We start from the raw sequence: 12,922 nt of genomic DNA, 5'->3' as shown, positions 1-12,922 counted from the left end.
AGCGGCGCTGTCATGAACATGCAGACCGACAAGACCAGCATCGCGACCACGACCGCCACGGCGGTCGATATCAGGCGGATCCTGCAGATGATCCCGCACCGCTATCCTATGCTGATGGTGGATCGTGTGGTCGACATGCATCTCGACGCGCGCGCTGTCGGTATCAAGAACGTCAGCATCAACGAGCCGTTCTTCCAGGGCCATTTCCCCTCGGAACCGGTGATGCCCGGCGTGCTGATCGTCGAGGCGATGGCGCAGACCGCAGCGGTCCTGGTCGTCTCCACCTTCGGTTCTCATTCGGAGGGCAAGCTCGTCTATTTCATGTCGATCGACGGGGTGCGCTTTCGCCGGCCGGTCGTGCCGGGCGACCGTCTCGAGCTCCATGTCACGAAGGTGCAGAGCCGCGCCAACGTCTGGAAGTTCGCCGGCAAGGCGATCGTCGAAGGCAAGGTGGCGGCCGAGGCGACCTTTGCGGCGATGATCCGCGACCGGTGAGGGGAAAAGGCCATGCCCGATACAGCCGCCAACTACCGCATGCTGCACACGATGATCCGCGTGAAGGATCTCGAAAAGTCGCTCGCCTTCTATACCGGCCCGATGGGCATGAAGGTGCTGCGCAAGCGCGAGGTGCCGGAAGGCAAGTACACGCTCGCCTTCGTCGGCTACGGGGACGAGAAGGACCATTGCGTGGTCGAGCTCACCTACAACTGGGACCAGGAGAAGCCCTACGAGATCGGCACCGGCTTCGGCCACCTCGCCGTCGGCGTGCCGGATGTCCACGGCATGTGCGAGCAGGTCACAAAGGCCGGCGGCAGGGTCACACGTGCGCCGGGCCCGGTGAAGTTCGGCACCACCGTGATCGCCTTCGTCGAGGATCCCGACGGCTACAAGATCGAGCTGATCGAGCGGAAGTAGACCGAAGGCAGGCTCGAGGGCGCGACGCCGCCCGGGTGGCGTGCCCCCGATGAACGAGTCAGAGCAGGCGCCAGTCGTAGAGTGCGATCGCCGCCAGCGCTGAGGCGATCACCACGACGAGCAGCCGTGCCCCGAGACTTGCCCGGCGCACGTTGTCGTTGGCCGCACGGCCGAGCCGCACGACGCGCGGCATCGGCCTCGGCTTCTGGGCGACCGCCCAGGTCGTGGTCCGGCGCGATCCATGGATCGATCTCGCCATCGTCACTCCCTTTCCGCCGGCCGGCGGCTCAGCCCCGCATGTGCAGGGGCTTGTAGGGCCGCTCGGTCTGACCATTGTAGAGCTGACGCGGACGCCCGATCTTCTGGTCCGGATCCTCGATCATTTCGTTCCACTGCGAGATCCAGCCGACGGTGCGGGCCACCGCGAACAGCACGGTGAACATCGAGGTCGGGATGCCGATCGCCCGGAAGATGATGCCCGAGTAGAAGTCGACGTTGGGGTAGAGCTTCTTGGAGATGAAGTAATCGTCCTTCAGTGCGATCTGCTCCATCTCCATGGCCAGCTCGAGCAGCGGATCGTGCTCGATGCCGAGCGAGGTCAGCACCTCGTGGCAGGTCTGGCGCATCACCTTGGCGCGCGGATCGTAGTTCTTGTAGACGCGGTGGCCGAAGCCCATCAGCCGGGTATGGTCCTGCTTGTCCTTCACGCGCGACAGGAAGCCCGGAATGTTCTGCTTGCCGCCGATCTCGTGCAGCATGTTGATCACCGCCTCGTTGGCGCCGCCGTGGCTCGGGCCCCACAGCGAGGCGATGCCGGCGGCGATGCACGCGAACGGGTTGGCGCCGGACGAGCCCGCCAGCCGCACGGTCGAGGTCGAGGCGTTCTGCTCGTGATCGGCATGCAGCATCAGGATGCGGTCCATCGCCTTTTCGAGCACGGGGTTGACCTCGTACTCCTCCGCCGGCACCGAGAACAACATGCGCAGGAAGTTGGCGGAATAGGAGAGATCGTTGCGCGGATAAACGAAGGGCTGGCCAATGGAGTACTTGTAGGCCATCGCCGCGATCGTCGGCATCTTGGCTACCAGGCGATAGGAGGCGATCATGCGCTGTCGCGGATCGTTGATGTCGAGCGAATCGTGATAGAAGGCCGACAGCGCGCCCACGACGCCGCAGCACACCGCCATCGGATGGGCGTCGCGGCGGAAGCCGCGATAGAAGGTGCTGATCTGCTCGTGAACCATCGTGTGGTTCGTGATGTCCTTGACGAACTTCTCCTTCTGGGCCTTGGTCGGCAGATCGCCCTTCATCAGGAGATAGCAGACTTCCATGAAGTCGCTCTGTTCGGCGAGCTCGGCGATGTTGTAGCCGCGATAGAGCAGGATGCCTTCGTCGCCGTCGATATAGGTGATCTTGGACCCGCACGAGCCGGTCGAGGTGAAGCCCGGATCGTAAGTGAACATGCCGGACTGGCCATAGAGCTTGCGGATATCGATCAGGCGCGGCCCGATCGTGCCGTGGATGATCGGGAATTCGTAGGACTTGCCGGTTTCGTTGTCGGTCAGCGTCGCGGTCGATTTGGCCATTTCATACTCTTTCGGGCTCGATTTGCGAGTTCGGCGGCACCCTAACAAGCCGCCCCCGAGGGCGCAATTGTGGCCGCAGGCCGCTATTTCGCGGGCCATGGCATGTCGGTGACGCACCCGTCGGCAACCAGCATGATCGGAACAATCAACGGACTGCGCGCGGCAACGAGGTTGCCCACGTCCTCTATCCGCTGGCAGCTCGCAACCTGAGGCCAGTCTCGTCGGGGCCGAGCACCGACAGGACCTCGAAGATGCCGGGCGAGACGGTCGAGCCGGTGAGCGCCACGCGCAACGGCTGGGCCACCTGGCCGAGCTTGACGCCCTGGCTGTCGGCGAAGCGGCGGACGGCCTCTTCCATCGGTCTTTCGCGCCAATCCTTCTCTGCCTCGAGCGCGCCCGCAAGCTTGCCCAGCAACGCCTTGGCGTCGGCCGTCAGCAGGCTCCGCGCCTTGTCGTCGGCGATCGTCGGAGCACCGCCGCGGGCATAGAAGACGAGATTGTCTGCGAGTTCCACCAAAGTACGCGAGCGTTGCTTCACGCCGTCGAGGCCGCGCTCGATCCGTTGCCGGCCTGCGGCATCGATGGCGCCGACCTTGGCCTCGATCCGGGGAAGGACGAGGGGCAGCAGCTCCGGGTCCGGGGCGGCGCGCAGATAGTGGGCGTTGAGATTGGTGAGCTTGACGGTGTCGAAGCGCGAGGGCGAGCGCCCGACGCCAGCGAGATCGAACCATTCGATCGCCTGCTCGGTCGAGATGATCTCGTCGTCGCCGTGCCCCCAGCCGAGCCGCAGCAAATAGTTGCGCAGCGCCGCCGGAAGGAAGCCCATGTCGCGGTAGGCATCGACCCCCAAGGCGCCGTGGCGCTTGCTGAGCTTGGCGCCGTCGGCGCCGTGGATCAGCGGGATATGCGCATAGACCGGCTCCGGCCAGCCCATCGCCCGGATGATCTGGAGCTGGCGGAAGGCGTTGTTCAGATGGTCGTCGCCGCGGATCACGTGCGTGACGCCCATGTCCTGGTCGTCGACCACGACGGCCAGCATGTAGGTCGGCGTGCCGTCGGCGCGCAACAGGATCATGTCGTCGAGCTGGGCATTCTCGACGGCAACCTCGCCCTGGACCGCATCCTGGATAACCGTCTTCCCGCTTTGCGGTGCCTTGAGCCGGATGACCGGCGCCACGCCCGGCGGCGCGTCGCTGGGATCGCGATCGCGCCAGCGCCCGTCGTAGCGCATCGGTACGCCGGCCTTGCGTTGCGCAGCGCGCATCTCGTCGAGTTCCTGGGGCGAGGCATAGCAGTGATAGGCCTTGCCCTCCGCCAGCATCTGGCGAGCCACCTCGGCATGACGGGCCGCGCGCGCGAACTGGTAGGTGACCTCGCCGTCCCAGTTCAGGCCGAGCCAGGAGAGGCCGTCGAGAATCGCGTCGATGGCGGACTGGGTCGAGCGCGCCCGATCGGTATCCTCGATGCGCAGCAGATAGTTGCCGCCGTGATGGCGGGCGAACAGCCAGTTGAAGAGCGCCGTGCGAGCGCCGCCGATATGCAGAAAGCCGGTCGGTGAGGGGGCGAAGCGGGTGACGACGGTCATGGTGCGGAGAGGGTGCGGGATTGCCACGTTTGGGCCGAAAAAGCGCGCCGTAGGTAGGCGGGTGTACTATGTCTGTCAAACCGCGACAGATAGACCATCGAGAAGGGGGAGCGCGTGTCGGGGGCACGCACCTGGATTTTGCGGCAACTGGACGCCGAGCGCGGCCGCTGGATGCTGTGGCTGCCCGTGGCCATGGGCCTCGGCATTGCGATCTACTTCGCCTTGCCGAGCGAGCCGCCGATGTGGCTGGGCCCGGCGCTGGCCGTCGCCGGCCTTGCTGCAACCTTCCTCGCGCCCGTCGGGACGGCAATCCGCGCGCTGTGCACCGGGCTCGTCGCGGCGTCGGCCGGCTTCGGTCTCGCGACCTGGCACACGGCCGATCTTGCGGCGCCGGTGCTCGGCCGACCGCTGTTCAGCATCAACGTCGAAGGCCGGATCGCCGACGTGCAGCGTCTGCCCGAAAGCGCGCGTGTCGTCCTCGAGGCCGTGCGGCTGAAAGGCCGCGGCGCGCCGGCGCCGGAGATGACGCCTGTCCGCGTTCGGGTGTCGCTGGGCCGCGGCGCCCCGCCGCTCGGCGTGGGCGATCGGTTGCTGGTCCTCGCCAACCTCTCGCCGCCAGCAGGGCCAGCGACGCCCGGCGCGTTCGATTTTCAGCGCGTCGCGTGGTTCCAGCAGATCGGCGCCGTCGGCTACGCGCTGGCACCGGCAGTGGTGCTCGAACATGGCGAGCCCAGCGGCATCGTGCGCTCCATCGACGCCCTGCGGGCCGACATCACGGCACGCGTCCTGCAGGCCCTGCCGGGTCCGGAAGGGGGCGTCGCGGCCGCCTTGCTGACCGGCGAGCAGACGGCGGTTACGCGCGAGGTCAACCAGGCCATGCGCGATTCGGGGCTGGCCCACATCCTCTCGATCTCCGGCCTGCATATCGTCTTCGTGGTCGCGCTGGTGATGGGCTTGGTGCGCTACGGCGTCGCCCTCGTGCCGCCGCTCGCGCTGCGTGTCGACGCCAAGAAAATTGCTGCCGTCGTGGCACTCTCGGCGGCTCTGTTCTACACCGCGCTCGCCGGCGCCCCGGTGCCGGCACAGCGGGCTTGCGCCATGGCGGCCTTGGCGCTGCTTGCGATCCTGCTCGATCGCACCGCGTTGTCGTTGCGGCTGGTGGCCTGGTCGGCGATCGTCGTGCTCGCCGCAGCGCCGGATGCCTTGACCGGCGCTTCGTTCCAGATGTCGTTCGCGGCCGTCGTCGCCCTGATCGCTGCCTGGGAGGCCGCCGGAGGCTGGCGGCGGCGCTGGCACGAGCGGATCGAGGGTGCCAGCCAACGCTGGCTGTGGCGCCTGATCGCGGGCTTCGGCGCGAGTGTGGCCACGACGCTCGTGGCCTCGGTCGCGACTGGGGCCTTTGCCGCCTATCACTTCAATCGCCTGTCCTTCCTCGGAGTGGCGGCGAACCTGCTGGGTGTCCCCTTGACCGGCTTCTGGATCATGCCCTGGGGCCTTCTTGCCATGCTGCTGATGCCATTGGGCCTGGAGAAGTTGGCCTTGATACCGATGGGATGGGGGATCGTGGGACTGGACGCCATCGCGGATCACGTCGCCGCCTGGCCGCAGGCGGCAATGCTGGTCCCTTCGCTGCCCGGCGCCAGCCTGTGGCTGCTGACGCTGGGCGGGCTGTGGCTCTGCCTCTGGCGCCGTCCCTGGCGGCTGGCAGGCCTGCCGGTGATCGCCGTCGCGCTGATGCTGGACTCCGGGCCGGCGCCCGACCTGCTGATGAGCGAGGACGGACGCGTGCTGGGCCTGCACGATGGCCATGGCGTGCTCAAGATCGCCTCGCAGCGGAGCAACCGCTTCGTCACCGACACCTGGGCACGCCGCGGCGGTCAGGACGGCGCGCGCAAATGGACGGCGAGCGCCGAGGAACGGGCGCTGGGCCTCGGCTGCGCGTCCGGCCTTTGCCGCTGGCAAAAAGGGCCGTGGCGTGTCGCCCTGGTGAGTGACAGGGACCGTCTCGTCGAAGCCTGCGCCAATGCCGACATCGTGCTGTCGACCGTGGACGCGCACGGCCGGTGCCGCGGTCCGCGCCTGGTGATCGATCGGCGGGACGCCTGGCGCAGCGGCGCGCAGGCTTTGTGGCTGGACGACAGTGGCGTGCGGCGGCTTACCTCGAATGCGGCACGCGGCGACCGGCCGTGGGTCCCGAACAGTCCCAGCCGTCGAGCGGCGATCAAGGCTCCGGGTGCTTAAATCCATGTTCGCGATGCGGATCGATCCAAAAGACAGATCGATATGAACATGCGATTGAATTGGAAGGATCTGCGCGCGCCGGTGATGCTAGGGAGTAAATCCTGCTCGAGAATGAAATGGTAACACGCGCCGCGCCCTCCAATGCCTCTGCCGTCCCGCAGGAACGTCCCGCCGGTCTGGCGGTCCGTTTGCTGCCCGGCCTCGTCCTGTGCGGTGCGGTTACCGTGGTGGCCATCGTGCTCGAGGAGGTTGAGGCCCGCCTGTTCGGACGAGCGTGGATCGAGGCGTTGGTGCTGGCGATCCTGGTCGGCACGATCGTGCGGACGGTCTGGACGCCGAGCCAGCGCGCCTTTGCCGGCATCTCCTTTTGCGCCAAGACGCTGCTCGAGGTGGCCGTGGTCCTGCTCGGCGCCTCGCTCAGTGCCGCCACCCTCATGGCGACTGGGCCGGCATTGCTGGCCGGCATCGCCGCCATCGTCGTCGTCTCGATCATGGCGAGCTACGGGATCGGCAGGGTGCTCGGGCTGCGCCATCGACTGGCCGTCCTGGTCGCCTGCGGCAACTCGATCTGCGGCAATTCCGCGATCGCGGCCGTGGCGCCCGTGATCGGCGCCAGCGGCGAGGATGTCGCGGCCTCGATTGCCTTCACGGCGGTCCTGGGCGTGGCCGTGGTGCTGGGGCTGCCGTTCCTGCCGGCGGTCGCCGACATGAGTCACCTGCAATACGGCGTGCTGGCCGGGCTGACCGTCTACGCCGTACCGCAGGTGCTGGCCGCCACTGCGCCGATCGGGACGATCGCCGTCCAGATCGGCACGTTGGTGAAGCTGGTGCGCGTCTTGATGCTGGGGCCGGTCGTGCTGCTGCTGACCCTGCTGACCCGCCGTCTGCGCGATCAGGCGGACGTGGCGCCGCCGCATGTCACGGCGGGCGATCGGCCGAAGAAGGGCAGGCCCGGTCTGCACAAGCTCGTGCCGTGGTTCATCATCGGCTTCCTGCTGCTGGCCCTTCTGCGCTCGCTGGGACTTCTGCCGCAATTCGCACTGGCGCCGGCCGCGGCGCTCGCGAACTGGTTCACCATCATCGCCATGGCGGCCCTCGGCCTCTCGACCGACCTGCGTAGCGTCGCGCAGGCGGGCGGGCGGGTGACGGCGGTGGTCACGCTGTCGCTGGTCGTGCTCGGCGCGATGAGCTTCGGCCTGATCCATCTGATCGGTATTGCCTGAGCCGGCCGGCCGGCTGGCCAGCCGCGGGCGGCACCCCCATGATCTCGAGCAGCCTGTCCACGGCGATGCTCCGGTGCCGTTCGGAATGCTGGACGGCATGGAATGCCCGTTCCGGCAGCGCGACCTTGACCCGATGGAGGAGACCGGCCTCCAGGCTGGGGGCCGCGACCGAGGCGGAGATGGCTGTCGCACCGAGGCCGGCCTCCACGGCGGCGCGAATGGCTTCGTTGCTGGGCAGCTCCAGGGCGACCTTGACCTGATCCAGCGAGACGCCCGCCGCTTCGAGCGCCGTCTCGAATTCCGAGCGGGTCCCCGAGCCTGGTTCGCGCAGCACCCATTCGGTTCCGACGAGCTCGGCGAGCTCGATCCGGTCGGCCCTGGACCAGGGATGGTCCCCGCCGACCACGACGACGAGCTGATCGCGCGCCACCTCGGTCGCGATCAGCATTGGATCATCGATGGCGCCCTCGACGAAGCCGATTTCGGCAAGGCCTTCATGGACGGCGGCCGCCACCTGCGCCGTGTTGCCGACGCTCAGCCGCAGATCGATGGCGGGATGAGCGCGCCGAAAGGCGACGAGGTGCCTCGGGAGCCAATAGCTGGCAATCGTCTTGCTGGCGTGAATGGCGAGGGTGCCGCGCTGCAGGCCGCCGAGCTCGGACAGGACGAGCTCGGCCGCCTCGGCCCGCGCGAGAACGGCGCGGGCCTCGTTCAGGAAGAGCACGCCCGCCTCGGTGAGCTCGATGCCTCGTCCGACGCGATGGAAGAGCTTGGCGCCGTGGCGCGCCTCCAGTGCGGCGACCGCTGCGCTCACCGCCGATTGCGCCAGATGCAGCGACTCGGCGGCGCGCGTCATATGCTGGCGCTCGGCCACCGCCACGAAAACGCGAAGCTGCTCCAGCGTCATGCGCGGCACGATAGCCTCCGATCCCGGCGCATGCGACTCGCCATCCGAACGTGCCGCCGGCGTCGAAGATCAGTGGTAGCGGCGATAGAGTCCCGCCAGCCGGCCCTGGATCTTCACCCGGTCGGGCCCGAAGATTCGGGTCTCGTAAGCGGCATTGGCGGGCTCGAGCGCGATCGAGGCGCCTTTCTTGCGCAGCCGTTTCAATGTTGCCTCGGCATCATCGATCAGTGCGACGACAATGTCGCCCGTCTCGGCCGTATCGGCGCTCTTGATGATCACGATGTCGCCGTCCTGGATGCCGGCCTCGATCATCGAGTCGCCCTGCACCTCGAGGCAGTAGTGGGCGCCGGAGGCAAGCAGGGACACCGGCACGTCGATGGTCGTGGAGTTGTCGCGCAGCGCCTCGATGGGCGTGCCGGCCGCAATCCGGCCGTACAGCGGCAGGCTGAGGGCATGCGCCTCGTTCGCCACCTGGAAGGCGCCGGCAAGCGGCGCGCGCTCGCCGCGAACGACCTGCGGCACGAAGCCTTCGCGCGGCTCGGCCATGCCGGAACGGCGCGCCTCGACGAGGAGGGGCGTGACGTTGGGGGCCGGCAATCCGGCCGCATCGGGAAGCTTGAGGACCTGCAGCGCCCGCGCCCGATGAGGCAGTCGACGCAGGAAGCCGCGCTCCTCCAGGCCGGTGATCAGCCGATGGATGCCCGATTTCGACTTCAATCGCAGCGCCTCCTTCATTTCATCGAACGAAGGCGATACGCCGGCGTCGTTCAGACGCTTGTTGATGAACAGCAGCAGTTCGCTTTGCTTGCGGGTCAGCACCGACTTCTCCCCAAACCAACTACCAGATTTCGGAACAAATCCTGAAACCCGCTACATGTTCTAGTTTAGTTCCCGGATCAGGTCAAGTTTTCCAGAGGAAACTGGGGATCAATAGCCGCCGTCGAGGGTGCCGAGATCAATGACCTGGACGGTATCGCCGGCCTTTCGCGCCGGATCGTGGGGCGGTCGGACGAGGAAGGCCCCGGAGCCCGCCAGCACCGAAAGCATCGAGCTGTCCTGGATCTTGTGCGGTTCGACGCTGAGACCGCCGTCCGGGGCCCGGTCAAGCCGGCTGCGGACATAATCCTCCCGCGTATCGTTGGCCTTAAGATCGACGGCAAGCCGTGCCGGACGGGTGGCTGGAAGATCACCGGACCGGCCAAGCATGCGCTCGAGCGCCGGCTTCAGGAACAGAAGCGCGCAGACCATCGTCGAGACGGGATTGCCCGGCAGGCCGAGCACGCGAGCCCTGTCTCGTCCGGCGAACATCAGGGGCTTTCCGGGCCGCATGGCGATGCGCCAGAAGTCCATCGTGAAGCCCTGGGCCTTGAGCGCATCCTGCACGAGGTCGTGGTCGCCCACCGACGCGCCGCCCAGGGTGATCAGGAGGTCGTGCTGGGTGCCGGCGGCAATCCGATCCTGGATGAGGACGGCGTCGTCGCGGGCAATATCGAAAAGGCTCGGCTCGCCGCCCCAGCCGCGTACCAGGGCGGCGACCGCGATGCCGGAGGAGGAGACGATCTGGTTGCGGCCCACCGGCTCGCCCGGCATCACGAGCTCGTCGCCGGTCGAGAGGATCGCCACGCGCGGTTTGCGGTAGACGCCGACCCAGGGCACGTTCATCGCCGCAAGCAGGGCGACGTCGCGCGCAGTGAGCCTGCGCCCCGCGGCGAAGGGAACGTCGCCCGCCTTGAAATCGAGGCCGGCCCTGCGGATGTGCCGGCCCGGTGTCGGCGCCTCGAGGATGGTGACCTTCCGGCCGTCGGCCTCGGTATCCTCCTGGATGACGATCGAGTCCGCTCCCATCGGCAGCGGGGCGCCGGTAAAGATGCGGACAGCCTCGCCGGGCTTCAGCGCTTCATCGTGGGAACCGCCGGCGGGCGCCTGGCCGGCCAGCGTGAGAACGGTCGGCACTGCCGGAACGTCCTCGGCGCGGACGGCGTATCCATCCATGGCAGAGAGATCGGCCGGAGGCTGCGTGAGCCGCGCGGCCGGTAGATTGGCCAGGACGCGCCCCGCGGCATCTGCCACCGACACGAGCTCCGCCGGCAGCGGCGTGAAGGCGGTGATCACACGGGCATGGGCTTCGCGAACGGTCAGCATATCATCGGTCTCTGTCGAACGTTCCCGACTTGCCGCCGGACTTGTGCAGAAGCTTCACTTCCGAGATCACCATGCCGCGATCGACCGCCTTGCACATGTCGTAGACTGTGAGGGCCGCGACGGACGCCGCTGTCAGCGCCTCCATCTCGACGCCGGTGCGGCCCCTGATCCGGCACGTGGCCTCGATGTCGACCGCATGGCGGCCGGCATCGAGCGAGAGCTTCACCTCGACGGCGGAAAGCGCCAGCGGATGGCAAAGCGGGATCAGCTCGGCGGTGCGCTTGGCGGCCATGATGCCGGCAAGTTGCGCCACCGCCAGCACGTCGCCTTTGGCTGCCTTCCTGTCCTTGATCAGCGCCAGCGTCTCGGGCTGCATGACGACGCTCGCCTTCGCCATGGCCATGCGCTCGGTCTCGTCCTTGGCGCCGACATCGACCATATGGGCGTTGCCGCGCGTGTCGAAGTGGCTGAGCGTCCTGCTCATGCCGCCTTCACCAGGATTTCGCGCACCGCGCTTTCGACGTCGGGCTTGCGCATGAAGCTTTCGCCGATCAGGAAGGCCGAGGCGCCGACCCTGGCCATGCGGGCCAGATCGGCCGGCGTGCCGAGCCCGCTCTCCGCCACCAGCACGCGATCCTTCGGTACCTTGGGTGCGAGCCGCTCGGTTACGGCGAGATCGACGGCAAGCGTCTTGAGATTGCGGTTGTTGACTCCGATCAGCTCGCTGTCGATGCCGAGCGCACGGTCCAGCTCGTCTCCGTCGTGGACCTCGACGAGGACATCCATGCCGCAAACATGCGCAAGCCGCGCGAGCTCCGCCGCAAGCTGGTCGTCGAGGCAGGCCATGATCAGCAGAATGCAGTCCGCGCCGAGCGCGCGCGCCTCGAATACCTGATAGGGGTCGATCATGAAGTCCTTGCGCAGGACTGGAAGCTTCGTGGCCCGGCGCGCCCGGGAAAGAAATTCGTCCTTGCCCTGGAAGTAGGGTTCGTCGGTCAGCACCGAGAGGCACGAGGCCCCGCCGCGTTCGTAGGCGCGGGCAAGCGATGGCGGATCGAAGTCCGGTCGGATCAGTCCCTTGCTGGGCGAGGCCTTCTTGATCTCGGCGATCAGGCCGTAGCGGCCGGCTGTGATCGCGTCCTTCAATGCCCTGGCAAAGCCGCGCGGCGCGTCCGTCGTCCTGGCCGCGCGCTCGACCTCGCCTTGTGGCCGACGCTCGCGCTGGAGGGCGACATGACGGCGCTTGTCGTCGACGATCCTTGCCAGCGTGTCGCTCATGCACAGATCCTTTGCAACGCGGCGAGCGCCTGCGCAGCCTTGCCCTCGTCGATCGAATTCGCGGCGACGGCGGCGCCTTCCTTCAGATCCTTCGCCTTGCCCGCCACCATGATGGCTGCGGCGCTGTTCAACAACACGATATCGCGGAAAGCGTTGCGTTCACCGGCCAGCACTTTCTTGATCTCCTCGGCATTGTGAACGGCATCGCCGCCCTTGAGCTGCGCGAGGGAGGCCCGTGCCACGCCGATCTCCTCGGGTGCAATCTCGATCTCGCTCACCTTGCCGTTCTCGAGCGACGCGGCCCAGCTCGCGGTCGTGGTGGTGAGTTCGTCCATCCCGTCCTGGCCATGCACCACGAGGGCGCGCTCGAGGCCCAGTTGTCCGAGCGCCTCGGCCACCGGCCTCAGCCAGCGGCGGTCGAAGACGCCCACGAGCTGGCGCTTCACCAGCGCCGGGTTCGACATCGGCCCCAGCAGATTGAAGATGGTGCGGGAAGGGACCAGTTCCGCGCGCGGGCCTGCCACGTTGCGCATTGCGCTGTGGTGCCGTGGCGCCATGAGGAAGCAGATATTGGCCTCGACCAGCGCTTTCTCGAGTGTTTCGATCGGCAGATCGAGATTGATGCCGAGAGCATTCAGAACGTCGGCCGCCCCCGACTTCGAGGTGAAGGCGCGGTTGCCGTGCTTGGCAACGGGAATGCCGGCGCCGGCGACTACCAGCGCGGAGCATGACGAAACGTTGAAGGTTCCATGGTGGTCGCCGCCGGTACCGACGATATCGATGGCGCTCCCGGGCGCCCGCACTCGCTGGACCTTGGCGCGCAGCACGCGCGCGCCGCCCGCCAGCTCCTCGGCCGTCTCGCCGCGCACCTTGAGGGCCATCAGGAAGCCGCCCATCTGGGCCGGCGTCGCATCGCCGCTGGTCATGATGTCGAAGGCGCGTTCGGCTTCGTCCACGCTCAGTGTCTGGCCATTGCCCACTTTCGCCAGAAGACCGCGAAAATCGTCGATATCGCCGCTCACCTCGACCCCGTGCTCTTTTACCC

At 67.4% G+C, this 12,922-nt stretch carries 13 protein-coding genes; 4 read left to right on the top strand and 9 right to left on the bottom strand.

All coding sequences use genetic code 11. The features are described from left to right. Window positions 1-12: 12 nt before the first annotated feature. The gene (gene fabZ, locus OJF58_RS24415; RefSeq protein ID WP_300780471.1) at window positions 13-495 is read left to right on the top strand and encodes a 3-hydroxyacyl-ACP dehydratase FabZ; all 483 of its coding nucleotides are present in this window, start codon (window positions 13-15) and stop codon (window positions 493-495) included. Between the two features lie 12 nt (window positions 496-507). After that, entirely contained in the window at window positions 508-915 is a 408-nt protein-coding gene (gloA, locus tag OJF58_RS24410; RefSeq protein WP_300780470.1) for a lactoylglutathione lyase, read from the top strand. Between the two features lie 58 nt (window positions 916-973). On the opposite strand, the gene OJF58_RS24405 is transcribed toward gloA, so the two are convergent. The 3 genes from OJF58_RS24405 to gltX all read right to left on the bottom strand — a co-directional run bounded on the left by OJF58_RS24405 (window position 974) and on the right by gltX (window position 4,086). Continuing rightward, window positions 974-1,174 carry a hypothetical protein gene (locus OJF58_RS24405; RefSeq protein WP_300780469.1) on the bottom strand — a complete coding sequence of 67 codons (201 nt, stop codon included), beginning with the start codon at window positions 1,172-1,174 and terminating at the stop codon, window positions 974-976. A gap of 28 nt (window positions 1,175-1,202) precedes the next feature. After that, window positions 1,203-2,501, bottom strand: coding sequence for a citrate synthase (gltA, locus tag OJF58_RS24400; protein ID WP_300780468.1), 1,299 nt, complete (start codon window positions 2,499-2,501; stop codon window positions 1,203-1,205). 184 nt (window positions 2,502-2,685) lie between these two features. Then, entirely contained in the window at window positions 2,686-4,086 is a 1,401-nt protein-coding gene (gltX, locus tag OJF58_RS24395) for a glutamate--tRNA ligase (RefSeq protein ID WP_300780467.1), read from the bottom strand. A 114-nt stretch (window positions 4,087-4,200) separates the two neighbouring features. Here gltX and OJF58_RS24390 point away from each other — a divergent pair, with 114 nt between their 5' ends. Together OJF58_RS24390 and OJF58_RS24385 are read left to right on the top strand one after the other, a co-directional pair. Continuing rightward, window positions 4,201-6,327, top strand: coding sequence for a ComEC/Rec2 family competence protein (locus tag OJF58_RS24390; protein WP_300780466.1), 2,127 nt, complete (start codon window positions 4,201-4,203; stop codon window positions 6,325-6,327). Between the two features lie 116 nt (window positions 6,328-6,443). Then, the gene (locus OJF58_RS24385) at window positions 6,444-7,550 is read left to right on the top strand and encodes a putative sulfate exporter family transporter (RefSeq protein WP_300780465.1); all 1,107 of its coding nucleotides are present in this window, start codon (window positions 6,444-6,446) and stop codon (window positions 7,548-7,550) included. Here the strand turns inward: OJF58_RS24385 and OJF58_RS24380 are convergent. The 6 genes from OJF58_RS24380 to trpD all read right to left on the bottom strand — a co-directional run bounded on the left by OJF58_RS24380 (window position 7,483) and on the right by trpD (window position 12,887). After that, window positions 7,483-8,457 (bottom strand): LysR family transcriptional regulator, encoded by a 975-nt coding sequence (locus tag OJF58_RS24380; RefSeq protein WP_300785393.1) that lies wholly within the window; start codon window positions 8,455-8,457, stop codon window positions 7,483-7,485. The two genes, OJF58_RS24385 and OJF58_RS24380, sit on opposite strands and share 68 nt — an antisense overlap. Before the next feature lie 69 nt (window positions 8,458-8,526). Then, window positions 8,527-9,276 carry a transcriptional repressor LexA gene (lexA, locus tag OJF58_RS24375; RefSeq protein WP_300780464.1) on the bottom strand — a complete coding sequence of 250 codons (750 nt, stop codon included), beginning with the start codon at window positions 9,274-9,276 and terminating at the stop codon, window positions 8,527-8,529. Between the two features lie 108 nt (window positions 9,277-9,384). Then, complete coding sequence (gene glp / locus OJF58_RS24370) at window positions 9,385-10,599, bottom strand: gephyrin-like molybdotransferase Glp (RefSeq protein ID WP_300780463.1); 1,215 nt, start codon at window positions 10,597-10,599, stop codon at window positions 9,385-9,387. 1 nt (window position 10,600) lies between these two features. Beyond that, on the bottom strand, window positions 10,601-11,083 hold the full coding sequence (moaC, locus tag OJF58_RS24365; RefSeq protein WP_300780462.1) for a cyclic pyranopterin monophosphate synthase MoaC: 483 nt from the start codon (window positions 11,081-11,083) through the stop codon (window positions 10,601-10,603). Next, on the bottom strand, window positions 11,080-11,877 hold the full coding sequence (gene trpC / locus OJF58_RS24360) for an indole-3-glycerol phosphate synthase TrpC (RefSeq protein WP_300780461.1): 798 nt from the start codon (window positions 11,875-11,877) through the stop codon (window positions 11,080-11,082). The genes moaC and trpC overlap by 4 nt, the downstream gene beginning before the upstream one ends. After that, window positions 11,874-12,887 (bottom strand): anthranilate phosphoribosyltransferase, encoded by a 1,014-nt coding sequence (trpD, locus tag OJF58_RS24355; protein ID WP_300785391.1) that lies wholly within the window; start codon window positions 12,885-12,887, stop codon window positions 11,874-11,876. The genes trpC and trpD overlap by 4 nt, the downstream gene beginning before the upstream one ends. Between the last annotated feature and the right edge of the window lie 35 nt (window positions 12,888-12,922).

It is taken from the genome of Enhydrobacter sp., from assembly GCF_030246845.1.
Taxonomy (GTDB): Bacteria; Pseudomonadota; Alphaproteobacteria; order Reyranellales; family Reyranellaceae; genus Reyranella.
The sequence above is the reverse complement of the archived record's forward strand: the minus strand, read 5'-3'. Positions and strand labels throughout refer to the sequence as shown.

Excerpts from the sequence above, each read along its gene's own strand:
- glp (WP_300780463.1), bottom strand. The coding sequence starts at position 10,599 with ATGCTGACCGTTCGCGAAGCCCATGCCCGTGTGATCACCGCCTTCACG.
- gltX (WP_300780467.1), bottom strand. The coding sequence starts at position 4,086 with ATGACCGTCGTCACCCGCTTCGCCCCCTCACCGACCGGCTTTCTGCAT.
- gloA (WP_300780470.1), top strand. The coding sequence starts at position 508 with ATGCCCGATACAGCCGCCAACTACCGCATGCTGCACACGATGATCCGC.
- OJF58_RS24385 (WP_300780465.1), top strand. The coding sequence starts at position 6,444 with ATGGTAACACGCGCCGCGCCCTCCAATGCCTCTGCCGTCCCGCAGGAA.
- trpC (WP_300780461.1), bottom strand. The coding sequence starts at position 11,877 with ATGAGCGACACGCTGGCAAGGATCGTCGACGACAAGCGCCGTCATGTC.
- fabZ (WP_300780471.1), top strand. The coding sequence starts at position 13 with ATGAACATGCAGACCGACAAGACCAGCATCGCGACCACGACCGCCACG.
- OJF58_RS24380 (WP_300785393.1), bottom strand. The coding sequence starts at position 8,457 with ATGACGCTGGAGCAGCTTCGCGTTTTCGTGGCGGTGGCCGAGCGCCAG.
- OJF58_RS24405 (WP_300780469.1), bottom strand. The coding sequence starts at position 1,174 with ATGGCGAGATCGATCCATGGATCGCGCCGGACCACGACCTGGGCGGTC.
- moaC (WP_300780462.1), bottom strand. The coding sequence starts at position 11,083 with ATGAGCAGGACGCTCAGCCACTTCGACACGCGCGGCAACGCCCATATG.
- gltA (WP_300780468.1), bottom strand. The coding sequence starts at position 2,501 with ATGGCCAAATCGACCGCGACGCTGACCGACAACGAAACCGGCAAGTCC.